A 21738-nucleotide genomic window follows, 5' to 3' on the forward strand; every position below is an offset into this window, starting at 1 on the left:
TTCTACTCCTCGTCGTACGCGCGCAACCTGGCGGCAAGCGCGTTCATTTGTTGCTGTCGGTTCTCGATAAGACCGGTGAGCAGGCGTTTCTCGTGCGCGGCGGCATCGGCGAAGGCGACGATCGCGGCCTGCTGGGCGCGCGAGGGGATCACGATCTCCAAGCGCTCGATGACCTCGCGGCGGATGTTCAAAATATGCGAGCCCGTTGCCTCACGCTGTAGGTATTCCTGCGTCGGGGCTTGGTTGATCTGCCATGCCAAAAAGCGGGGATCCAGTTCAGTCCCGCGAGGCCGCAGGACAAAAAATTGCGGAGAGCACACCGTCTGGAACGGCGGTGGATCCAAGGGCACAGCATAGGTACGGACGCCCCGCGGAGAAAAAATAACATCCTGGGAGGTCAAGAATTCGGTCCGCCTCGCCGGCGGAAGTTCGATGCGGGAGACATTCCCCCAATCGACACCTGTCTCAGGATCGACATTCCGCATCTGGATGACACCGACGTCGCCCAAGGGAAATCCATCCACTCCCGATCGCAAGGGGTGGCCCGCTGAAATTTCGGCCACTTCCGACAACAAGGCTTTTTGTGCACGATGCGTCATCATGCATTCGTTATGCGCACGAACTTGGTCGGCCGTCAAGCCCAAAGTGCATGAAGCTCGTTATTGCAATGCGATGGGCAAGCGGGGCATCTTGGATTTCAGGTCGGATCGGATGAGACACCTCCCTGCTAAGGGGCATTGCAGCTCCTGTGCTCTAAAGCCGCCGCGCCGCCATAGCAGGTAGAATCGCGATATACGCAGTATCCGGACTATCAAACGTGCGGCGATCGCCAAGCCAGCGGCTTCGATCAGAACGGCAGCGCTGCCGCCCAAAATACGGCAGCCCGATCTATTGCAGCCGGCCTGCTCCGCCGGCCCCTCGCTGCACCCGTCATCTGCGACGGGAGGAAATGAGGCAATATTAGTGAGCAATCTACCTACAATTCCGCCACGCTTCCTTGTCACCAAGGAGGCTGCCCGTTTCCTGGCGCTTTCGGCTCGGACGCTCGAGAAACATCGCACCTATGGAACCGGCCGGTCTACCGCAAGATTGGCGGGCGGGTCGTCTATGCGCTTTCCGATCTGCAGGCGTGGGCCGATAAAGGACTGCGATACTCGACCTCGGAGTCCGGACCGGACATCGTCTATCCCGCCAAATGGGGCGCGCTGCTGAAAAGCCCGCTCAAGCAACTGGAGGATATGTCCGAAAAGGCATAGTTCAGTTGGCCCGCGGGTTTGAAGGCCGCCTTCTACCCACGGGCGTTGGTCGCAACGACCGAACGACGACCTAGCCTGGCCGGTGTCGATCGTGAAGATGTGAAGGGAGATCTGCCGCGAACAGGACATCGCAAACCGAGATCGTCCGATACGAGGTCACAGGATTGGAGCGCGACCGCGACATGATCCGATCTCTGGCGAACAGACTCGCGAAAGGAGGTCCTGACGCCGATCGCATCAGAACCAAAATCGGCGACGCTCTTGACGGCAAAGGAAGGATCGCCGCCGTCCTTCTGCGATCGCCGCTGGTTGGAGCGGGCCTCGACCTGAGACGCGATCGCGTACCTCCGCGCGACATCGACCTGTAGGTCGAGCCAGATCACGCAGCCTCGCGATCTGCGGCGCGATAGACTCCATAGCCCACCTTCACCAGCAGGCCCTCCTCGCACATCCACGCAAGGTAGTGTCTTGGGATACCGATGGCGGTGAAATCGCAGGTTTTCACCGTGGCTCTTTCGCGAGCAAGCGCGTATGCCTTCTCACGTAGCGACGGCTTCGGCCCGCCGGCCTGGCGAATGCGCTCCTCACGGTCCCGATCGCGTTTCCTGCGGGTCGGAAGCTGAGGCGAACGTTCGACGGCAATCGGCAGTTCGTAGTTCTGGGTTTCGTCGGTCCCGGGGAGCCATTTCTCTCAAAAACATGTTTTGAAGAGCGAAGTGCAGCTGCAATTCGCCCCATTCTTCTTGGGGGATTGTCGTGACTTCCCCATTATCCTACCGCCAAACGATCAGTTCTTCTTGACAGCCCTTTTCGTCGCCTTCGTGGCGTTGGTCAGCGCCGGAGGATCGCTTGCCGGAAAACTCTCCTCAAGGCTCTCGGTGAGATCGTCTTCCTTGTTCTTATCCGTAGATTTCCGCTCTTTCTCAAGCGATTTTACCGCGGGTGATTTGGCATTTGCCGGAGTTGCCTTTTTCGCTGGCGTCTTCTTCGCAGGCGCTTTCGCGGCAGCAGACTTCTTCACGCCATTTCCGCTTTTGGACTTCGCCGCTTCCGCATCTGCGGAAAGCTCCCGTTCCGCCTCGATCCAGTGTCGTTCATGGTGCCCGTCGGGTCTTCCTTCCCTCTCCCATATTGCGCGCGCTTTTTCACGGATTGCGGCTTCGCGGTCATGGCTCATAACGGACCTCCCTGTTTACGTTGCACCGGTTTTGATTGTGCCATTGAAAAAACAAAAAAAGCCAGAGTTAGTTCCGCTTTGACCTGCGACGAATAAGCATTTCCGCGAGAAACGGAACCGTCATCGGCCGCCGATCGTTTGACCTGCAGAAACCAGCAGGAGATCGCTTCATGACCACCCCGCAGAAGCCGAAAACCGAACCGCTTGATATTGAGGACGATGATGTCGCGCGGTTTGAAACAGACAGCGAACTGAAAGCCAAAGATGTCGAGATTTACCCGGACGAGAGCGTGAGCTTGCGTGCGCGCCGGCAGGCCGCAAGGCAGCACGAGGACGCCTTCATCGTCGCCACAGACCTTGAGGACGACGACCAGCGCGACGCAGCGCCTGGCACCAGAGAGCAGCCCTAGGCCCGAAAATGGAAAAGGCGGGTCTAAGCCCCGCCTTTATCAAAAATGCCGTCAAAAATGTCAGAGGATTTATCGGCGGACCGAAACGATGGCCTTGCGGTTGAAGTTCGACACCTGCACCCTGCCGGACTGGTTGCCGCCGAGGATTTGGGCAGTCTTGCCGCTCATGCTTTTCAATATGCCGGCGTGGTAACCGCGGCCATTGCGAATGACGACGACATCGCCGGGCTTCGCCTGACTGACCGGCACGGCATAACCGAAGGATGTCCAGGACTTCGCAAATCCATAGGATTTGGGAGATTGCCGGCCGGCCTTGCTGGCGACCGCATGCAGGAAAAGGCCGCACCATGGGGTGCTGCGGGGATTTGCGCCAAGAATGTTCTTGAGGCTCTTGTTGTTCTTGGACTCATGCAGCCCGGTGTATTTTTCTGCCTGGTTCAGCATGCCGGCAGAGGCCGATGCAACGACTGTAAAAGACAAGGCAACCGATAGAATTAACGCGGATACTCTCAAACGTCTCGCCCTTATGTTAGAGGGCGCCCGTGTATTGTGACAATTTAGCGACAATTTGACGAGAAATGGGCAGAAATCAGACGCCTATTCATGTGCGCTGATCTGTCATTGCTTCAAAACAGGCTGCCCTGCGCCTCATCGGTGCGGCTGCGGCCGGCATTTTCGAGATCCAGCATACGCAATTTGGTGGTGGTTCCGCCCGGTGCGGAGAAGCCTCCAAGCCTGCCGCCGGCGGCGAGAACCCGGTGGCAGGGAATGATCAGCGGCACCGGATTTTTCGCCATGGCCTGACCGACATCGCGGGCTTTTTCCATGCCGAGACCGAGGGTCTTTACGATGCCGCCATAGGTCGTCGTGTCGCCCCAGCCGATCTGCCGCGCAACGGCGTAAACATCGAGGAAAAAGCGCTCCTGCCCGGCGAGATCGAGTTCAACGGCGGTAAAATCGATCTCCTCGCCGCCGAAATAACGGGTGATCATCGCAATCACCTCACGCATGCGTGTGTCGGGAACGGCGATGGAGGCGGATGGCAGGCGCTTCTGGAGAAGTTTTTCGGTCTCGCCGGCGTCAGAGCCGGGCAATTGCAAACGCACAATGCCCCGGCCTGCCCATGCAAGGCCGCAATGGCCGAGGGCTGTGGGAAAAACAATATAGCCGTAGTGGTTGCTCATTGCCGTCGCTCATCCGCATTTTTGCATGCACGATGCCATATCCCGCATTCGAAACAACCCGTTTCCTGCTCCTCAACAAACAAGGCCACCCGTTTTTGGCGGGTGGCCTTATACACATCAGTTCCGAAAATCCGTTCAGGACGCGATTTTGCCCGGCTCTTCCACAAGGCACCGTGCCTGCCGGCTGGCGGCAACGAAGGCCGTGCGGGCAATTTCCCCCGCCACGTCGCCCATCAGCGAGGCGCGGCACAGGCGCAGCGCCTGTTCATGCACCTTGTCGCCACGCTCAGGCCATTCGTGCTGGAGAAAATCGAAGGCTTCGTAAACGCCATTGAAAATACGGGGAGCACCGTTTTCAAGGGAGATGGTAACGGGCTTTTCCCACTTAACGTCATTCAGCAACATTGATTGCACTTCCATGCTCTATTAACCCGCGACAAACGCCGGCTCCTCCAGTTGGTTCCCTTTATCAGCGGTTTCAAGGGCGAAAAAATAACCCTCGAAAAACCATGCCCTCCATCTTTCCATTCTAGCCGATTTGCGGAACAAAGCGTTTCAACACTCGTTCAAGCGGAAGTGAACCGGGTCCTTTCATGCCGACAACAGCCTCCCCCGCCATCGTCTGGTTCCGCAAGGACCTGCGCCTTTCGGACAACCTCGCTTTGCTTGCCGCCGTGGAGCATGGCGGCCCCGTCATCCCCGTCTATATCAGGGAAAAATCATGCGGCCCGCTGGGCGGCGCGCAGGAATGGTGGCTTCACCACTCCCTCACGTCCCTTACCGCTGCACTGGAAAAAATCGGCAGCCGCCTCGTGCTTCTGAGCGGCGACGCGGGCGAGACATTGCGCCATCTGATATCCGAAACCGGTGCAGAGGCAGTATTCTGGAACCGCCGATACGATCCTGCCGGCATGGCGACGGACAAGGCGCTGAAACAGACGCTTCGGGATGACGGCCTGACGGTCCGCAGCTTTTCCGGCCATCTGCTGCATGAACCATCGAGGCTACAGACGAAATCCGGCGGTCCCTACCGGGTCTATACGCCCTTCTGGCGGGCGCTGGAGGGCGGCGAGGAGCCACATGCACCGGCGGATGCGCCGAAGGGTCTGAAGGCGCCGAAGACGTGGCCAAAATCGGAAAAGCCTGGCGATTGGAAACTGTTACCCACCAAGCCCGACTGGGCGAAACACTTCAGCGACATCTGGTCTCCCGGCGAAGTCGGGGCGCGGGAGAAACTCGACGATTTCATCGATGGCGCTTTGAAGGGTTATGAAGAAGGCCGCGATTTTCCGGCAAAGCACGCAACCTCTCTGCTTTCGCCGCATCTGGCGTCCGGCGAAATATCGCCTTCTACCGTCTGGCACGCGACGAAGGGGCTTTCCCGCCATATCGCCTCCAACGATATCAGCCGTTTTCGCAAGGAAATCGTCTGGCGGGAATTCTGCTATCACCTGCTGTTTCATTTTCCCGAACTCGATGAAAAGAACTGGAACGACAGTTTCGACGCCTTCCGCTGGCGAGACGATGAAAAATCCTTCACGGCGTGGACCCGCGGGATGACGGGATATCCGATCGTCGATGCCGGCATGCGGCAATTGTGGAAACACGGCACGATGCACAACCGGGTGCGCATGATCGTGGCGTCCTTCCTCATCAAACATCTGCTGATCGACTGGCGGAAGGGCGAGAAATGGTTCCGCGACACGCTTGTCGATGCAGACCCGGCCTCCAACGCCGCCAACTGGCAATGGGTGGCGGGATCGGGCGCGGACGCCTCGCCATTTTTCCGCATCTTCAACCCCATATTGCAGGGCGAAAAATTCGACTCCGATGGCGATTATGTTCGCCATTTCGTGCCGGAGCTGGAAAAGCTTGAGCGAAAATACATCCACAAGCCGTTCGAAGCGCCGAAAGAGGTGCTGAAGAAAGCGGGCATCGAGCTTGGCAAGACCTATCCGCTGCCGATTGTCGACCATGGAAAAGCACGGGAAAGAGCGCTTGCGGCCTATGCCGACGTCAAGAAGAACGCATAAAATTGGGTATCGGCAAAATTTTGCGTGGCTAAGCCAAAGCCGGGAAGATAATTTCTTGCCTTGAAGCGGTTGTAACGGGACATAACGGCACCTAATTTCCGCTCAGACAAGAAGGCTCAATCATGACCATTCACTCCTCTGCGCTCAGTGCTATCGGCAACACGCCGCTCATCCGTCTGAAAGCCGCCTCTGAAGCGACGGGGTGTGAAATCCTCGGCAAGGCGGAATTCCTCAATCCCGGGCAATCGGTGAAGGATCGCGCCGCACTCTACATTATCCGCGATGCCGAGCGGCGCGGTCAGCTGCGACCGGGCGGCACCATTGTGGAGGGTACTGCGGGCAATACCGGCATCGGTCTGTCGCTGGTCGCCAATGCGCTGGGTTACAAGACGGTCATCGTCATTCCCGAAACGCAGAGCCAGGAAAAGAAGGACGCGCTGAAGCTTCTCGGCGCCAAGCTGGTCGAGGTTCCGGCCGCCCCCTATTCCAACCCGAACAATTACGTGAAGGTTTCGGGCCGGCTGGCAAAACAGCTTGCCGCAACCGATGAAAACGGCGCGATCTGGGCCAACCAGTTCGACAACATCGCCAACCGTCAGGCCCATATCGAAACGACGGCCCCCGAAATCTGGGACCAGACGGACGGCAAGGTCGATGGCTTCATCTGCTCGGTCGGTTCCGGCGGAACGCTTGCGGGCGTGGCCGATGGCCTGCGCGACTTCAACCCCGACATCAAGATCGGCCTTGCCGATCCCGAGGGTGCGGCTCTCTATGAATTTTACAAGCACGGCGTGCTGAAATCCGAAGGCTCGTCCATCACCGAAGGCATCGGACAGGGGCGCATCACCGCCAATCTGGAAGGGTTTACGCCTGACTTCTCCTATAGGATTTCGGATGTGGAAGCGCTGCCGGTGCTGTTCGATCTGGTGACGAAGGAAGGGCTTTGCCTTGGCGGCTCCTCCGGCATCAACATTGCCGGCGCAATCCGCCTTGCCCGCGAGCTCGGTCCGGGGCATACAATCGTGACGATACTGTGCGACTACGGCAATCGTTATCAGTCGAAGCTTTTCAATCCGGATTTCCTGCGTTCCAAGGGACTTCCGATCCCACAGTGGCTGGCGACGAAAAGCGAGATTGCGGTTCCGTACGAAACCGTTTGAGGACATGCCGAAATGCCTGTGAATGCCCTGTTCCGTGACGATTTTTATCTTTCCACCGCAGAAGCGATCATCACGGCGGTGCATGAGGATGGCGGCATAGAGCTGGACCAGACATGCTTTTATGCCACCTCCGGCGGCCAACCGGGCGATAGCGGCTTTCTCGAGCGGGCCGATGGTTCGCGCATCGAACTCGGCATCACCAAAAACGGCGCCGACAAGAGCGTGATCATCCATGTGCCGCTCGAAGGCCAGCCTTCTCCTGAAGTCGGCGAAAAACTCACCCTGCATGTGGACTGGCCGCGTCGCTACAAGCTGATGCGGATGCACACCGCCTGCCATCTGCTCTCCGTCGTCTGCCAATGGCCGATCACCGGAGCCGCCGTCGGCGAGGATGAATCGCGTGTCGATTTCGACATGTCCGAGACCATAGACAAGGACGAAGTCACGGCAAAGCTTATGGAGCTGGTGAAAGCCAACCATCCCGTCTTCCTGCAATGGATCACCGACGAGGAGCTGCAGGCCAATCCGGGCATCGTCAAATCCAAGAATGTGCGCCCGCCAATGGGCCTTGGCCGGGTCAGCCTCGTCTGCATCGGCGAAAACTCCAGCATCGACAGCCAGCCCTGCGGCGGCACCCATGTTTCCGAAACGCAGGAAGTGGGCGATATTCACATTGCCAAAATAGAAAAGAAGGGCAAGGAGAACAGGCGATTCCGCATTCGTTTCGGCGCGCCTGAAGCTGTTGCCTGAGATTGGGAGAAACATCGTGAGCACGGATAAGAGCCGTTTCGTCGTTTCGGCGGACTGGGTGGAAAAGCAGCTCGGCACGGCCGGGTTTCGTGTCGTTGATGCCTCCTGGTATCTGCCGGCACACAAGCGCAACGGTGCGGAAGAATATGCGGCGGGTCACCTGCCAGGTGCGGTATTCTTCGATCAGGACAAGATCGCCGATCATACCACCGGCCTGCCGCATTCCCTGCCCTCGCCGGAATTCTTAGCGGAACAGGCCGGTGCGCTTGGCCTCAGCGACACCGATACGATCGTGGTCTATGACGGCCCCGGCTTCTTTTCCGCGCCGCGCGTGTGGTGGATGCTGCGGGTGATGGGCGTGCGCAAGGCCTATGTGCTGGATGGCGGCCTCGATGGCTGGAAACGCGAAGGCCGCCCGCTCGAAACCGGCACGCCGGAACTCGAGCCGGCAACCTTTACGCCTGATTTCAACGAGAAGCGCGTGACCTCGCTTGACGCCATGCGCGGCATTGTCGACAGCGGCGAAAAACAGATTGCCGACGCCCGTGGCGCCGGGCGCTTTACCGGCGACGAGGCCGAGCCGCGTGCCGGCATGCGTTCCGGCCACATGCCGGGTGCGCGCAGCCTGCCTGCGACGGCCTTTTCCGAAAACGGCCATTTCAAGGACCTCACCGCCATCCGCAAGATGGTGACCGATGCCGGCATCGATCTTTCGAAGCCCGTCGTCACCAGTTGCGGCTCGGGCGTCACCGCCGCCGTCATTACGCTTGCGCTGGAATCGCTTGGTCACAAGGATAATTCGCTTTACGACGGCTCATGGTCGGAATGGGGCGGATTGCAGGATACGCCGGTGGTTACTGGTCCCGCGGATGCAATCCCTACCTTGTCGCACGGACCGCTGAAGGCGTATGTGACGCAGCTGGAAATGACGGCTCCGCCGAAGGTAAGCCTGCCGATCCCCGTCAACATCCAGACCGCGCTGATGCGGGTTAACAATATTCCCCTGCATTTCTACCGCTATCTTTACTGGCGGGTTGGGAAACGCTGGCACTGGCAAAAGCGCATGCGCATGAGCGATGCGGAGCTTTCCGCCATTCTGCGCGATCCGAAAAACAGCGTTACGGTTCTTTATATGAATGGTGCGCCCGCCGGTTTCTTCGAACTGAACAAGGCGAGCGACGAGGTGACCGAGCTTTCCTATTTCGGGCTGCTCGAAGAGGCGATCGGTGCAGGCGTCGGCAAGTGGTTCCTGTTGCAGGCGCTTTACGCCGCCTGGCAGGACAATCCGCAACGGGTGACGGTGACCACCAACACGCTCGACCATCCGCGCGCGCTGCAGCTTTACCAGATGATGGGCTTTTCGCCCGTCGGCACCTATGAGGCCTGGGTGGAGCCGCTTGCCGATACCGAGCTTCTGGAGATATCGCTGCGCAACTGAGTAGCGCCCTTGAGAGCAACGCTTGCCATTCTCCGATAAGGAGTGCGTGAGGGAAATGTCAGCGCAGGAACCGCTGCGCAATGTTGGTGGGGATACCTTTAACGGCGCAGCATTCATGCCCTGTCGATAATCAGATGGGTAGCGCCCTCGCCCGAAACGGTCCCGGTACAGCGGTAACCGAGCGCGGGCAGGTCCATCCCCTCGAACAAATGTTCACCCTTGCCGAGAAAAACCGGCGCCAGCGCCAGATGCAGCTCATCGATCATGCCCGCCGCCATATATTGCCGGATGGTCGAAACGCCGCCGCCGATGCGGACATCCCTTCCATTTGCCGCCTTCAGCGCCATGTCGAGCGCCGCCTCGATACCGTCGGTCACGAAATGGAACACGGTGCCGCCCTTCATCGCGAAGGACGGGCGCGCATGGTGCGTCAGGACGAAAACGGGAACGTGATATGGCGGCTCTTCGCCCCACCAGCCCTTCCAGTTTTCATCCGGCCATGCGCCGCGCACCGGCCCGAACATGTTGCGCCCTAAAATCCAGGCGCCGATATTTTCGAAGCTCTTTTCCGAAAAATCCTCGTCCGTTCCGGTCGAGCCGCCGTCCTTACCGAACATGCGATGAAAGGTGCGGGTCTTGAAAGCCCATTGGTGCAGCTCCTCGCCGTTCACACCCAGCGGGTTCTGCAGGCTCTGGTCTGGGCCCGCGCCGTATCCGTCAAGCGAGATGGCGAAATTGCGAACGACAACCTTTGGCACGGCACTCTCCTCCCATATCGGGAAGCCAGATTGCCAGCGTTCGGCAATCCGGCTTCAGATTTCCCGTTCCAGATTAGCGGCGGCCGTCGGGATTTGCCCGCCGGCAGCGCCCTTGTCTTCCGTGACGGTGTTTAACAGGTGATCGGCAATCAGTTCCGCCTGGAACTTGCCGAGTTCATAGCAATAGGTGATCTCGCGCTTTTCCGCCGACCAGTAGACGTCGGGACGGCCGCAGGACTTGGCCGTCAGCTTGACGTCCCCCTTCAAGCCATAGCCGCTAAAACTGCGGCTGATGAGATCGAGAACCTTCGATTCCTTGATCATGATGGCGTAGGGCTCAAGCTCCGGGTCGCGCGGCGGCACGTAGCTGACGGAGAATCTGGAAGGGGTCTGGCTGCGGTGGGGGCTCAGAAAATTCTCCCAGGCCGAAGCAACGCCCGGATAGGCGGCGGCGCATTTGTCGAATTCGGCATTGTTGAGCCCCATCATGGCGGCCAGATCGCCATAACCGTCCTTGTCACGGCCGACCATCAGGCAGGCCATGTTGCGATCTCGGCTCCTGTCGGGCACCAGCGCGGAGAAGACCGGGGCTTCATGCTCAGGCAAGGTCTCCGCCTCACGCGCCAGATACCAGCTGTCCGTGGCATTGACGAGCGCGGTGTCGAGCCATTCCTCGTTGGCCTGGAGGATGAGCGTGCCAGCCAGTTGATCGGCCGGCGCCTGCACACTTGCCGTGTCCGCCGTTCCGAAATCCGAGATCAGCATGCGCGCACCCTCGTGATAAAGCGAGAAGATCGCATTGCCGATGACGAAATTGACCGCCTGCTGAAGCTGTTCGTCGGACAGGCCATCGAGACCGGAGGCGACCTGCGCCTCGGCGTCAATCGGAGCCGTCAACGAAACGAAAGCCAGCGGAACGGCGGCCAGAAAACGACGGAACATAAAATCAGACCTTCCGGGAACGAGGAGCGTCACTGATTCCCGAAGCTAACGAGTCACGCAATGGGCTGGTTGCATCGACTGTCAAGAATCGGGTGGATAGTGATCCGTTTCGGGACCATAGCTGCAAAGAAGCAACGCCGAACCCAACGTAGGAGGTCTCCGTCATGACCGATCTCGTTTTCACTGCAATGCCGGCTAAGGAAGCCGAAGCCTACCGGGCGGGAGCCGCCGACGCCTATGGCAATCCGCCGGAGAGAGCCGTTTCTCCCGGCGGCATGCCCTGCCGCCACTGCCTTTCCCAGATCGGGGAAGGCGAAGGGATGCTGATCCTCGCCTACCGGCCCTTTCCCTCGCTGCAGCCCTATGCGGAAACGGGCCCGGTGTTTTTGCATGCCGACGCCTGTGAGCGCTATCCGCAGACGCAGGCCGTTCCGCCGATGCTGAACAGCCCGGATTATATCGTGCGCGGTTATGGAACCGATGACCGCATCGTCTACGGCACCGGCGCGGTGACGGCGACAGACGAGATCGTTTCGCGCGCGCGGCACCTTCTGGAGCGCGCGGATGTCGCTTATGTACATGTGCGCTCCGCCCGCAATAATTGCTATCAGTGCCGTATCGACACAGCATAATCGGCAATTACATGCAATTTTAAGAGAAGAACTAAACGGCTCTCAAGTTTTTCGCGCCATGATGCAGGTATCGGAAACAATTGATTTGAGCAGCAAAATGACAAACAACCTTAATATGGCGACACGGACCGCGCCCCGCAGCAAGACCAGGATTTTTGCGACCGTGCATTATTTCAGCCAGTCGACCAGAGGGCGTGTGGTCGATCTTTCCGCCACCGGAATGGCGCTCGAGCTGGATGGACCTTTCGCCGCCGCCAAGGGCAGCCGGGTCAAGGTGCAGAGTGAGGATCTCGGCTTCATCGAGGGCGTCGTGCAATGGCAGCACATGAACCGCCTCGGCCTGCAGCTCAAGCTTTCCACCAACACGCTGGCGCAGCTCTCCTCCTATTTCCGCTTCTTCCACGAAGAAGTGAAACCGACCCTCGCCCGCTGATCCAGGGCACGGTAATGCGCAGAGCAAACGATGCGCACTCTCCGGTGCGGCGACACCTGCGCCGCACTGCCGTGATAAAAAATTTATCAAACGGTTGAAAACCGGTCCATCTGTCACGGGCCTGTCATTTTGGTGATGGACTCCTCTGCGATTGCTTCTACCCTGTCATTTTTCAAGACAGAGCAAGCTTCATCCGAAGGAGTTCCCATGTCGTCGCTTCTCGCTCTCCACCCCATTACCCGGCGTTCGCTTCTGGGCGGCATCGCAGCCTCCTCGGCGCTGGTGATGCTGCACCCTTTTGCTGCGCGTGCGGCGGCCAACCAGGCGCATCTGCGCATCATGGAAACGACCGATATCCATGTTCACGTCTTTCCCTATGATTATTACGCCGACAAGCCGAACGACACGATGGGACTGGCGCGCACGGCCTCGATCATAGACACCATCCGCGCCGAAGCCGGAAACTCGATGCTGGTGGACAATGGCGACTTCCTGCAGGGCAACCCGCTCGGCGACTATATCGCCTATGAGCGCGGCATGAAGGCCGGCGACAAGCACCCCGTGATCACCGCCATGAACGTGCTGGGTTACGATTGCGGCACGCTCGGCAACCACGAATTCAATTATGGTCTCGACTATATGTCGAACACGCTGGCGGGTGCGGGTTTCCCTTACGTCTGCGCCAACCTCACCAAGGGCCAGCTTGCTTCCGATCCGAAGAACGACGAGCTGTTTTTCAAGCCCTATGTCATTCTGGAAAAGCAAATCCGCGACGGCGGCGGCGTGACAAGCCCGGTCAAGGTCGGCATCATCGGCTTCGTGCCGCCGCAGATCATGATGTGGGATTCCAAGAACCTCGAGGGCAAGGCGCAGACGCGCGATATCGTCGAGGCGGCGAAAGCCTGGGTTCCGGTCATGAAGGAGGAAGGTGCGGATATCGTCATCGCCCTTTCCCATTCCGGTATCGACGGTAAGGGCCAGACCGAGCGCATGGAAAACGCCTCGCTTTATCTGGCGGGTGTCGAAGGCATCGACGCGATCTTCACCGGCCACCAGCATCTCGTCTTCCCCGGTCCGAAGACCTGGGACGGTATCGAGGGTGCGGATGCCGTCAAGGGCACGCTGATGGGCAAGCCGGCGGTAATGGCCGGCTTCTGGGGCTCGCATATGGGCCTCATCGACCTGCTGCTCGAAAAGGACGGCAAAAGCTGGAAGATCGTCGACTTCACCTCCGAAGCCCGGCCGATCTACCACCGCGACGAAAACCGCAAGGTCGTCGCCGATTTCACGGACAAGGCGGAAGTCCTCGCCGCCGCCAAGGCCGATCACGAGGCGGCCCTCGCCTATGTGCGCCGTCCCGTCGGCAAGACCTCCGCGCCGCTCTATTCCTATTTCGCGCTGGTGGCCGACGATCCTTCCGTACAGATCGTCTCCAATGCCCAGACCTGGTACATCAAGGACATGCTGAAGGAAGGGCAATATAAGGATCTGCCCGTGCTTTCGGCGGCAGCCCCCTTCAAGTCCGGCGGTCGCGGCGGTGCGGATTATTATACCGATGTCCCCGCCGGTGACATCGCCATCAAGAACGTCGCCGATCTTTACCTCTACCCCAACACGGTGCAGGCGGTGCTGATCAACGGCGCGCAGGTGAAGAACTGGCTGGAAATGTCGGCCGGCATGTTCAATACGGTCGAGGCCGGGGCAAAGGACGCGCCGCTGCTGAATGCGGACTTCCCGTCCTATAATTTCGATGTCATCGACGGCGTGACCTATCAGATCGACATTTCCAAACCGGCGAAATTCGACAAGGACGGCAAGGCGGTCAACCCGGACAGCAACCGCATCGTCAACCTGCAATTTGAAGGCAAGCCGATCGATCCCGAGCAGAAATTCGTGGTGGCGACCAATAATTACCGGGCGAGCGGCGGCGGCAAATTCCCCGATATCGCCGGCGACAAGGTGATCTTCGTGGCCCCCGATACCAACCGCGACGTGATCGTGCGCTATATCATCGATCAGGGCACCATCAACCCGTCTGCGGATGCCAACTGGTCCTTCGCGCCGGTGGCCGATACCACGGCGATCTTTGAGACCGGCCCCAAGGGCCGCCACTATGCGGCCGATATCAAGGGCGCAAAGATCGAGGATGCCGGCGACGGCGCGGAAGGTTTCGCGAAGTTCCGTCTGGTTCTTTGAGGGCTGCGGCCTTTCGGCTGTTGGCGGCAGGGTGAAGCTCTGCCGTCATCCTTGAGCTTGTCCCAAGGATCTAACCACGTCGAATTAAATCAATCCGTAGCAGATCCTCGGGACAAGCCCGAGGATAACGCCGAGTTTGGTCGAAACTATCGGCACTACCGAGGGCTATCCCCTCAATCGCGTCCACCGAGCGCTCGCAGCAGAAGCGGCAGTTCCAATGGCGGTTTCTGCTCTATGCGCCGATAATCGCTGCCATCGCGGTTGCGGCGGATGAGCCTCAGGCCGACCATGTCGCGTCTCAGCATCGCCGCATCCCCGAACAGGTGCAGGCTATCCAGAAAAATACTGAATTCGCGCTCGGAAAAGCTCCGCCCGGCAGGAATTTTCGCCCATAGGTACCAGAGGCACAGTTCCTGCTGGGAGCGGCGGGCCGGCCATTGCATCAGCCGGCCGGCGGCGTCGAAGACACGAACGGTCTTCAGCACCCTGCCCTCATTAGCTGCCGGCAGCATATCTGGCCGGGATGGTCCGCTGTCATCGGATGGCTCGCGCGAGGCTCGCAAGTGCTGGAAATTTCGAAACCCGGCAGCCCGGCTCAGAAGATTGAGCATCTCCACATGGCTTGGCTTTCGGTCCAGCCTGCCGATCTGTTCGCGGACGGATTTGGCGAAAGTCGAGAGGTCGGCGATATCAATGGAAAGGATCGAACGTGGCATGACTTACCCTCAAGTGCCATTCCGAAAAGGTGTCGCTGATCGCCGGCTTCCGACATGGCACGGGATAAGTGCTGTCAAACTTTAAAAATGCAGGTTTAGCTTCCCTTGCGGGACGGCGATGCCTCGGTGAACTGCTGACCGTGGTTTAGGTATAGGCAGGCGACCCGCCCGCGTCAATTGGCCTTGCTGGCATAGCGCCGAGGTTGCCGCGCGTTTGTCCTCCCCGCCGGGAAAAGGTGGCCCCGCTCACAATGTCACTCAGCGGCGACAGGAATGGTCCTCTGCTTGTGTGCCGCAAGCATCCCGTTGAAATCCTTGTGGTTCGGGCAGGCAGAGAGGCGTTGCTGAAATGCTTCGGCAAGCCATTGGCCGGCGGGGCCGGCGGGTGAATCGACCCGCCGCAGCGCAAAGAGCGGATATTCGCCCTGTTCATAGGCCTCGAGCTCAAGCGCTTTGAGGCTGCCATTGGTGATGTCGTTACGGACGATCGATGCGGGCAGGCCGCCCCAGCCCAGACCGCCCTTGATGAGCTGGTATTTTGTGGCGATGTCGCTGACCCGCCATGTCTTGTAAGAAAGCACATTGAAATCGCGGCCCTTGGTCAGGCCGGATGCATCGGTGACGACAAGCTGAACCTCCTCGCGCACATCGGCAAGGCCCAGCGGCCGCTCGATCTGCGCCAGCGGGTGATCCGACGCGACGACCGGCAACATGAAGGAATGGCCGACCTTTTCAACGACGAGTTCATCGTCCTGGCGCAGCATCGCCCCGCCAATGCCGATACCTGCCTTGCGGGAGAGCACCATCTCCATGACCATGCCCAGCTCGCCGACATTGAGGCTGAGGGTGACGGTTGGGAATTGCTGGCGAAAATCCCGCAGCACGGCCACCATGGCCTCCGCCGGCACCATGGTGCTGATGGCGACCGAGAGTTCCGCCTCAAGCCCCTGCTTCAGCCCCTTGGCGCGGGCGCGCATCTCCTGCAGGCCGGCGACGATGCGCCTTGCATCCTCCAGCATGGCGCGGCCTTCATCCGTCAGCTTCGGCTGGCGCACGCCGCTGCGCTCGAACAGCGTCACTTCAAGCTGCGCCTCGAGATTGGCGATGGTGTAGCTGACTACCGACTGGGCGCGATTGAGCGCCCGTGACGCGGCGGAAAAACTGCCGGTCTCGGCAACCGTCAAAAACACCTGCAATTGATCGAGGGTCGGGTTCGCGTCCATGTCCCATCCATTTCATCGATAGATTGCTTCCACATTATCACAGTTTTCTTGATGGCAGTAATTTTTCATATAGAGCGCAAAGGAAGGGCATCGTGCTCTCCCGCCCTCCCAAGGCGCCCGTCAATTCATCGCATATGCAAGGAAAGACCATGTCCAACATTCTTCTCATCACCTCCAGCCCGCGTGGCGACGAATCGGTTTCCAACAAGTTTGCCGGTGAACTCGCAAACAAGCTGAAGGCCAAGTCGGCTTCCAACACCCTTGTCCACCGCGATCTCGCTGCTGACCCGATCCCGCATCTCGACACCGTCAAGACCGCCGCCATCCGCAAGGCGCCCGACCAGCGCACCGCCGAAGAAGCGGTTGCCGCCGATTATTCCGACAAGCTGGTGACCGAGCTTCTCGCCGCCGACACCGTCGTCATCGGCACCGGCCTTATCAATTTCAACATTTATTCCGGCCTGAAGTCGTGGATCGACAATGTCGCCCGCGCCGGCCAGACCTTCAAATACACCGAAACCGGCCCGGTCGGCCTCGCCACTGGCAAGAAGGTCTACATCGTTCTGGCCGCTGCCGGCGTTTACTCCGAAGGCCCGGCGGTCTCGATGAACCATGCCGTTCCTTACCTGAAGACCGTTCTCGGCTTCATGGGCATGACCGATGTGGAAGTCATCTATGTCGAAGGCCTGGCATTCGGTCCGGAAGCCGTCGAAAAGGCTGTGGCTGCCGCTGAAGCCAAGGTTGCCGAGCTGGCGCAGGCCGCCTGAGGCACATCGAATGTCTGGGCGATGCCGGCCAGGGTTGCCGGTATCAGCCGACCCACATTCCGTAACGGCCGTGGACCTGGTCCCGGCCGTTATTTTTTGCCGCATAGAGCCGCGCATCGGCCTCCGATAGGAGCGCGCGGAAAAGCTGTCCATCCTCGAAAGCGGTGGCGACGCCGATACTGACGGTCAGCGGCGAACCGTCCGGCCGCTGCAGGTCCGCAAGGATCGCTGCCCGAAGATTGTTCGAAAATGCCAGCGCCGTTTCATGCGCCATTGCCGGCAGGAGGACAACGAATTCCTCACCGCCAAAGCGGTAGAGATGGCCCAGCGGCTGCACCGCGCGCTTCAGGACGGCGGCGAATTCCCGCAAGATATCATCGCCCTGCAGGTGTCCGAACGTATCGTTGACGGTCTTGAAATGATCGATATCGACAATCAGCACGCTGACCGGCCGCTTTTTCTCCAGGCACTCCACGACGACGGAGGGCGCATCGAGCTCCATGCGGGCGCGGTCCGATACGCCGGTCAACATATCGCGTCCGGAGCGGGACAGAAGCTCCTCGTAACGTTCCCTGAAGGTGAGATCGTTAAAGACATCGGCAACGCTGCGGCGTGTCAGAAAGCGGCCCTTGGCCGATGTCAGCCAGAGATAGGTGGCAAACAGCAGCGAATAGATGCCGACTGCCGCCATCTTCGCCTTCCAGCCGTCGTAAAACACATCGAGAGGGGCGTTGAACAACAATCGCAGCGCCCCATAAAAACCCGCCTGATCGAAGCTCAGGATAACGACGCCGCAGATCGCAAAGCGCAGTACGATATGGCGCTGCAAATAACGCCCCAGTTTTTCGTAAAACAGGATGATGGCGATGGCGTCGATATAAAGCAGGCTGGTTCCCCAAACCATCAGCACGCCCATGTCATCCAGAAATGCGGTGCTGACCGACTGCCCGGGAACGATCGCCACCGTCTGATGGAAACGGATGATCTGCGCCATGATGACGGTCACTATATTGCCGAGAAACAGGCCGTAGATCGGCTGTCGAACGACCGCCGCGTCCTCCCGCATATAGAGCATGAGGATCATCATCAGCTTGCCGGCAAAAAGGATCGAGGAGCCGGGCGATGCCACACCGAAAGGCAGCTGCACGTAAAATACGGCCGCCAGGTAGGTTTCCAGAAAATGCATGACGCCCAGCGCGGTGAGAAAAACACCGATGCCGAGAATATGCCGGTAATGAAGGAAGGCCGTCATTACCGCGAAATAGACGACGGCTTCCGTCAGAAAGAGGGCGAGATTTGCCCATTGCATCGGCGCATGCCTTACCTATACGCACCGCGCGGCGTCAGTGGCGCGCGGCTTCACATTTTGAGGAGGATAGGCCGAAGCAAACAACGGAATCTTAATATCCGAGGCAAGAAAGCGTCATCATTTTCCTGGGAAAAGCGAAGCGCCGTTCTGGTCGATGATGAGCTTTGCCTTGCGGATCGTGAACTCAACCGCATCGTCCATGCTGGTGAAGACGTCGGCGCGCACGAATTCATGCACCAGCACTTCATCGCCGGCCTTTTTTTCGATGCGGCCCGCCAGGCGGAACTGGCCGCCTTCCTTGATCGGCGTCGCATAGATCAGATAGTCGCCATGCGCATGCGGCTCCGCCTGGGCGACCTTCTGCGGCGCGTCGGAGGACGGCTGGCCGGAGCCGAAGGCCGAGAGGATTTTGGAAAAAAACGATGCCATGGCTTTCACTCCCTCAATCTGTGTCAGTTTTGAAGGGCGGAGACGATCCGCCCTTCCCTGCCTCTTCCGATCAGATGATCAGGTTCGACAGGATGTCGTTTTCGGTGATGTCCTCATAACCGAGACCGGCGGCTTCGAAACGTTCCAGCAGGCCGGCGAAATTCTCCTTAGCGCTGGTTTCGATACCGATCAGGATCGAACCGAAATTGCGGGCCGATTTCTTCAGATATTCGAAACGGGCGATATCGTCGTCCGGGCCGAGCAGGTTGAGGAAATCGCGCAGCGCGCCGGGGCGCTGCGGCAAGCGCAGAATGAAGTATTTCTTCACGCCCGTATAACGCATGGCGCGTTCCTTCACGTCCGGCAGACGCTCGAAATCGAAATTGCCGCCGGAGACGACGGCGATGACCGTCTTGCCTTCCAGCCTCTCGCGGCCGAGCTTTTCCAGCGCGGTAATTGCCAGCGCGCCGGCCGGCTCCAGCACCACGCCTTCGAGATTCAGCATCTCGATGATCGTCACGCAGATGGCGTTTTCCGGGATGAGCATGACCTGCTCGGCCGGAAAATCCTTCAGGGCCTTGAAGTTCAGGTCGCCGATGCGGGCGACGGCGGCGCCGTCGACGAAATTATCGACCTTGTTCAGCGTCACCGGTTCGCCGCGTTCAAGGCTTTTCTTCAGGCTCGGCGCCCCTTCCGGCTCGCAGAACACGAAGTTCTCCTTGCGGACCGTGCCGGCCAGAAAGCCCGATAGACCGGCAGAAAGACCGCCGCCGCCAACGGGCATGACGACGATATCCGGCTTCGTGCCTTCCGGAAGCTGATCCATGATTTCCGCGGCGACCGTCGCCTGGCCTTCGATGATGTCCTCATGGTCGAAGGGCGGCACCATGTAGCCGTCATTGTCCTCAACATATTTGCGGGCGGCGGCATAACACTGGTCGAATATATCGCCCACCAGACGGATGCTGATGAATTCGCCGCCGAAGATGCGGGTCTTTTCGATCTTCTGCTGCGGTGTCGTCACCGGCATGAAAACAACGCCTTGAACACCGAAATGACGGCAGGCGAAAGCAAAGCCCTGCGCATGGTTTCCGGCTGAAGCGCAGACGAAAACCTTGCCTTTGCCGGCCTTGGCCACCGCCTTGCGCAGGAAGTTGAATGCGCCTCTAATCTTGTAGGAACGAACCGGGGACAGATCCTCACGCTTCAGCCAAATCGACGCGCCATATCGACGGCTGAGATGTTCATTCAACTGCAACGGCGTTTCCGGGAATATTTCCCGCACTTCTCGCCGCGCTGCTTCCACAAGCTGCTTGTCCACGATAGTCAATCCATTGAAATTCATAATGGCACCCGCTATGCCATAGGAAGACGTCCGAGACAAAGACTCATTTCAGCGCGGCAACAAACTCCGGGTTTCATTTCTTGAACAGCAACCTTCTGCGCTCGGTCATATATGTGGCGTCCATCTTCGGGCTTTACATGGCGACGGCCATGTTCCTGCCGGCGCTCACCGATCTTTATTACGGCAATGACGACTGGATGGTGTTTGCGCTGTCGGGTTTCATGTGCGGGGGCTTTGCGCTTGCCTGTGCGCTGGCGACGCGCGGTCCGATTGCGGCCTTCAACAAACGTTTCGGCTTTCTGCTCGTCAACTTGCTCTGGCTGGTGTTTTCCATTGTCGGCGCGGTTCCGCTTTACCTGTCCGAACTCAACCTGACGCTCGGCCAGGCGCTGTTCGAATCCGTTTCCGCGATTACGACGACGGGGTCTACAGCCATTGCCGGTCTCGACAACGCGCCGCAGGGCATCCTTCTGTGGCGTTCGCTGCTGTGCTGGCTTGGCGGTATCGGTATCGTGGCGCTGGGCCTCTTCATCCTGCCGCTGCTGCGTGTCGGCGGCATGACCTTCTTCCGCATGGAATCTTCCGACACCGGCAACGACCGGCCTTTTGCGCGGCTCGCGAGCTTCACCCGGGCTTTTGTGGCCATTTACATCGTCATGACGCTTGCCTGTACCATCGCTTACGATTTTGCCGGCATGTCGCATTTCGATGCGCTGAACCATGCCATGTCGACGGTCGCGACCGGCGGTTTTTCCACCCATGACGCGTCTTTTGCCTATTTCAACAATACGGCGCTGCTGTGGATCGCCACCATCTTTCTGATCTTCGGCAGCCTGCCCTTCTCGGTCATGATCCTGCTGGCCGTACGCCGCCGGCTGGAAACGCTGCGCGACCCGCAGATCGCCGTCTTCCTCGGTTATCTCTGTGCGATCTCGATTGCGGTTGGCGTCTATCATCATTTCAGGAACGGTGTGCCGCTGGATGACGCGCTCAGCCATTCCTTCTTCAATATGACCTCGATCCTTTCGACCGGCGGCTTTGCCAGCGACGATTATACGCTCTGGGGGCCTTTCGTCGTCGTCGTCGCCTTTTTCGCCACCTTCATGGGCGGCTGTTCCGGCTCGACGGCGGGCGGTATCAAGGCCTATCGTTTTCTCATCATGTTCAACGTGGTGCGCGCCGGGCTGAAGAAGCTGATCTATCCGAACGCGGTCTATTCGGTGCGTTACGGCCAGCAGGTGGTCGATCCCGATACCATCCGGACGATCTTCCTGTTCGTCAGCTGCTTCATCGCGCTGTGGATCGCCGGCAGCCTTGCCATGAGCCTTATGGGTTACGATTTCCTGACCGCCACCTCGGCCGTTGCGACCTCGCTCGCCAATGTCGGACCCGGCATCGGCCCGATCATCGGCCCGGCGGGCAATTTCTCCACCATCAGCGATCCCGCGCTTTATCTCCTCTCGGTCCTGATGCTGCTCGGACGTCTGGAAATCCTGACGGTTCTGGTGCTGCTGATGCCGATCTTCTGGCGCAGCTGATGTCGAGGCATACTTGTTGAGCGCCGGCGAATAAAGCGCTTG

Annotated in this window: 23 protein-coding genes and 1 pseudogene; 11 read left to right on the plus strand and 13 right to left on the minus strand. The window is 59.2% G+C overall.

Going from position 1 to position 21738, the window contains the following annotated elements; genetic code table 11:
• Window positions 1-2: 2 nt before the first annotated feature.
• Complete coding sequence (locus tag RAC79_RS03730) at window positions 3-602, minus strand: hypothetical protein (RefSeq protein ID WP_374996922.1); 600 nt, start codon at window positions 600-602, stop codon at window positions 3-5.
• A gap of 361 nt (window positions 603-963) precedes the next feature.
• Between RAC79_RS03730 and RAC79_RS03735 the strand changes: the two are divergent.
• Window positions 964-1256 (plus strand): annotated as a pseudogene (locus tag RAC79_RS03735) (helix-turn-helix transcriptional regulator).
• Window positions 1257-1635: 379 nt separating this feature from the next.
• Here RAC79_RS03735 and RAC79_RS03740 read toward each other — a convergent pair.
• Both RAC79_RS03740 and RAC79_RS03745 read right to left on the minus strand, forming a co-directional pair.
• A complete protein-coding gene (locus tag RAC79_RS03740) occupies window positions 1636-1905 on the minus strand; it encodes a type IV toxin-antitoxin system AbiEi family antitoxin domain-containing protein (protein WP_374996937.1) in 270 nt (89 codons plus the stop codon).
• Between the two features lie 138 nt (window positions 1906-2043).
• Window positions 2044-2433, minus strand: a complete 390-nt coding sequence (locus tag RAC79_RS03745; RefSeq protein WP_078054039.1) for a DUF2934 domain-containing protein — start codon at window positions 2431-2433, stop codon at window positions 2044-2046.
• 170 nt (window positions 2434-2603) lie between these two features.
• Between RAC79_RS03745 and RAC79_RS03750 the strand changes: the two genes are divergently transcribed.
• Window positions 2604-2843 carry a hypothetical protein gene (locus RAC79_RS03750; protein WP_065654014.1) on the plus strand — a complete coding sequence of 80 codons (240 nt, stop codon included), beginning with the start codon at window positions 2604-2606 and terminating at the stop codon, window positions 2841-2843.
• 69 nt (window positions 2844-2912) lie between these two features.
• Here RAC79_RS03750 and RAC79_RS03755 read toward each other — a convergent pair whose 3' ends face one another.
• The 3 genes from RAC79_RS03755 to RAC79_RS03765 form a co-directional block, all read right to left on the minus strand.
• Window positions 2913-3356: a TIGR02594 family protein gene (locus RAC79_RS03755; protein ID WP_080817213.1), complete on the minus strand. Its 444-nt coding sequence runs from the start codon at window positions 3354-3356 to the stop codon at window positions 2913-2915.
• A gap of 113 nt (window positions 3357-3469) precedes the next feature.
• On the minus strand, window positions 3470-4027 hold the full coding sequence (locus tag RAC79_RS03760; RefSeq protein ID WP_125145989.1) for a methylated-DNA--[protein]-cysteine S-methyltransferase: 558 nt from the start codon (window positions 4025-4027) through the stop codon (window positions 3470-3472).
• Between the two features lie 135 nt (window positions 4028-4162).
• Window positions 4163-4432, minus strand: coding sequence for a DUF982 domain-containing protein (locus RAC79_RS03765; RefSeq protein WP_065654016.1), 270 nt, complete (start codon window positions 4430-4432; stop codon window positions 4163-4165).
• Window positions 4433-4620: 188 nt separating this feature from the next.
• Between RAC79_RS03765 and RAC79_RS03770 the strand changes: the two genes are divergently transcribed.
• The 4 genes from RAC79_RS03770 (at window position 4621) to sseA (ending at window position 9408) form a co-directional block, all read left to right on the plus strand.
• Window positions 4621-6060 carry a cryptochrome/photolyase family protein gene (locus RAC79_RS03770; protein ID WP_374996923.1) on the plus strand — a complete coding sequence of 480 codons (1440 nt, stop codon included), beginning with the start codon at window positions 4621-4623 and terminating at the stop codon, window positions 6058-6060.
• Between the two features lie 122 nt (window positions 6061-6182).
• Window positions 6183-7220, plus strand: a complete 1038-nt coding sequence (locus RAC79_RS03775) for a cysteine synthase A (protein ID WP_174035895.1) — start codon at window positions 6183-6185, stop codon at window positions 7218-7220.
• Window positions 7221-7232: 12 nt separating this feature from the next.
• Complete coding sequence (locus RAC79_RS03780) at window positions 7233-7970, plus strand: alanyl-tRNA editing protein (protein WP_374996924.1); 738 nt, start codon at window positions 7233-7235, stop codon at window positions 7968-7970.
• A gap of 16 nt (window positions 7971-7986) precedes the next feature.
• On the plus strand, window positions 7987-9408 hold the full coding sequence (gene sseA, locus RAC79_RS03785) for a 3-mercaptopyruvate sulfurtransferase (protein ID WP_374996925.1): 1422 nt from the start codon (window positions 7987-7989) through the stop codon (window positions 9406-9408).
• Window positions 9409-9521: 113 nt separating this feature from the next.
• On the opposite strand, the gene RAC79_RS03790 is transcribed toward sseA, so the two are convergent.
• Together RAC79_RS03790 and RAC79_RS03795 are read right to left on the minus strand one after the other, a co-directional pair.
• Window positions 9522-10166 (minus strand): dihydrofolate reductase family protein, encoded by a 645-nt coding sequence (locus RAC79_RS03790; protein ID WP_374996926.1) that lies wholly within the window; start codon window positions 10164-10166, stop codon window positions 9522-9524.
• A gap of 54 nt (window positions 10167-10220) precedes the next feature.
• The gene (locus tag RAC79_RS03795) at window positions 10221-11108 is read right to left on the minus strand and encodes a DUF4344 domain-containing metallopeptidase (protein WP_065654021.1); all 888 of its coding nucleotides are present in this window, start codon (window positions 11106-11108) and stop codon (window positions 10221-10223) included.
• Between the two features lie 164 nt (window positions 11109-11272).
• Here RAC79_RS03795 and RAC79_RS03800 point away from each other — a divergent pair, with 164 nt between their 5' ends.
• The 3 genes from RAC79_RS03800 to RAC79_RS03810 all read left to right on the plus strand — a co-directional run bounded on the left by RAC79_RS03800 (window position 11273) and on the right by RAC79_RS03810 (window position 14369).
• Window positions 11273-11740, plus strand: coding sequence for a DUF1203 domain-containing protein (locus RAC79_RS03800; RefSeq protein ID WP_374996927.1), 468 nt, complete (start codon window positions 11273-11275; stop codon window positions 11738-11740).
• A 97-nt stretch (window positions 11741-11837) separates the two neighbouring features.
• Entirely contained in the window at window positions 11838-12173 is a 336-nt protein-coding gene (locus RAC79_RS03805; RefSeq protein WP_003502271.1) for a PilZ domain-containing protein, read from the plus strand.
• A 207-nt stretch (window positions 12174-12380) separates the two neighbouring features.
• A complete protein-coding gene (locus RAC79_RS03810; RefSeq protein WP_374996928.1) occupies window positions 12381-14369 on the plus strand; it encodes a bifunctional 2',3'-cyclic-nucleotide 2'-phosphodiesterase/3'-nucleotidase in 1989 nt (662 codons plus the stop codon).
• A 173-nt stretch (window positions 14370-14542) separates the two neighbouring features.
• Here RAC79_RS03810 and RAC79_RS03815 read toward each other — a convergent pair whose 3' ends face one another.
• Together RAC79_RS03815 and RAC79_RS03820 are read right to left on the minus strand one after the other, a co-directional pair.
• Window positions 14543-15085, minus strand: coding sequence for a DUF2087 domain-containing protein (locus tag RAC79_RS03815; protein WP_174044205.1), 543 nt, complete (start codon window positions 15083-15085; stop codon window positions 14543-14545).
• Window positions 15086-15339: 254 nt separating this feature from the next.
• Window positions 15340-16308: a LysR family transcriptional regulator gene (locus RAC79_RS03820; RefSeq protein WP_174024997.1), complete on the minus strand. Its 969-nt coding sequence runs from the start codon at window positions 16306-16308 to the stop codon at window positions 15340-15342.
• A gap of 149 nt (window positions 16309-16457) precedes the next feature.
• On the opposite strand from RAC79_RS03820, the gene RAC79_RS03825 reads away from it, so the two are divergent.
• Window positions 16458-17075 carry an FMN-dependent NADH-azoreductase gene (locus tag RAC79_RS03825; RefSeq protein WP_003521585.1) on the plus strand — a complete coding sequence of 206 codons (618 nt, stop codon included), beginning with the start codon at window positions 16458-16460 and terminating at the stop codon, window positions 17073-17075.
• Window positions 17076-17118: 43 nt separating this feature from the next.
• On the opposite strand, the gene RAC79_RS03830 is transcribed toward RAC79_RS03825, so the two are convergent.
• From RAC79_RS03830 to ilvA, 3 genes are all read right to left on the minus strand, one after another.
• On the minus strand, window positions 17119-18384 hold the full coding sequence (locus RAC79_RS03830; protein WP_125145920.1) for a diguanylate cyclase: 1266 nt from the start codon (window positions 18382-18384) through the stop codon (window positions 17119-17121).
• 117 nt (window positions 18385-18501) lie between these two features.
• Complete coding sequence (locus RAC79_RS03835) at window positions 18502-18813, minus strand: HlyU family transcriptional regulator (RefSeq protein WP_065654027.1); 312 nt, start codon at window positions 18811-18813, stop codon at window positions 18502-18504.
• 70 nt (window positions 18814-18883) lie between these two features.
• Window positions 18884-20158, minus strand: a complete 1275-nt coding sequence (gene ilvA / locus RAC79_RS03840) for a threonine ammonia-lyase (RefSeq protein WP_065654028.1) — start codon at window positions 20156-20158, stop codon at window positions 18884-18886.
• Between the two features lie 80 nt (window positions 20159-20238).
• Between ilvA and RAC79_RS03845 the strand changes: the two genes are divergently transcribed.
• Window positions 20239-21696 (plus strand): TrkH family potassium uptake protein, encoded by a 1458-nt coding sequence (locus RAC79_RS03845; RefSeq protein ID WP_174044201.1) that lies wholly within the window; start codon window positions 20239-20241, stop codon window positions 21694-21696.
• The last annotated feature ends 42 nt before the right edge of the window (window positions 21697-21738 follow it).

Source organism: Agrobacterium sp. LR_9 (assembly GCF_041954855.1).
Classification (GTDB): Bacteria; Pseudomonadota; Alphaproteobacteria; order Rhizobiales; family Rhizobiaceae; genus Agrobacterium; species Agrobacterium leguminum.